This is a genomic window from Seonamhaeicola marinus (assembly GCF_008085455.1).
On sequence record NZ_VSDQ01000688.1, the window covers coordinates 1 to 914 of the forward strand.

The 914-nt window shown below is 28.4% G+C and carries 1 protein-coding gene; it reads left to right on the forward strand.

Features of this window, described 5'->3' with window-relative positions; genetic code table 11:
* The first annotated feature begins 76 nt into the window (after window positions 1-76).
* Complete coding sequence (locus FUA24_RS17140) at window positions 77-664, forward strand: HEPN domain-containing protein (protein ID WP_147130234.1); 588 nt, start codon at window positions 77-79, stop codon at window positions 662-664.
* Window positions 665-914 lie beyond the last annotated feature (250 nt).

Here is a 914-nt window from a genome sequence, read left to right on the forward strand (position 1 = left end):
TTAGTGCTTAAACCACGCAACAAACCATATACAAACACGTTGGGTAACATTTTGCAAAAATTCCGAAAATTAAATTATGAAAAAAGCTAATTATCTTGGACTATCATATCAATTTTGGACTCTAACAAAAGAAGCTATTAATGAAATGAAAAAGCAAGAAAATAAAAAGCTAATAATGTCTAAATATGATCCTAATCAAACAGATGAAGAATCCCATGAAGAATATTATCAAAAAACTAAATGGAATGATTTTAATGTAGGAGTTCCTATACTATATAACTTTTATCACGGATTAGAACTTTGCATGAAAGGTCTTTTACAAGAAATAAATAAATTTCCAACATCGAAAAAAACACATAGTTTAACTAGTTACTTTGAAATAATTAAAGAAAATAAAAAGAGTTTTATTCCTGAAATAATACATTCGATAGATAAAGTTTTAAACAACGAAAATAGTTTTTCTTCATTTTTTGAAAGTAATAACAGTAACGTAGATAGTTATTATCAGTTGTTGAGATATCCTGAATCATATAAAGGGAATGAAATATATTTTCATGGAGAAATAAGAGGTAAAGAAAAAATTGGTTTGAAAAATTTTGAATCAATTTATAAGAGTTGTGTAGATATTGAAAAATCTATAATAAAATGGTTCGAAAAAACGTAACCCAACACTGGCTAAACTTCATGCGGGTTTTGTGCTTACTTCAAACTTTTGTGTATATTTACTAGGTCGCCAAATCTTGTTGATTTGGCTTTGTGAAATCAAAAAAACAAATCCAAACAAAAAGCTTCGGCTTAGTCCGTGTTCGAAAATCTGGCCGATTTTCTTCCCGCACAAAGCCTAGCCTTAACCGTTGTAGCACATATGAAAAACAAGATATTTTACGGGTTGATTTTCATAATTTTTATCGGAT

Excerpts from the sequence above, each read along its gene's own strand:
- FUA24_RS17140 (WP_147130234.1), top strand. The coding sequence starts at position 77 with ATGAAAAAAGCTAATTATCTTGGACTATCATATCAATTTTGGACTCTA.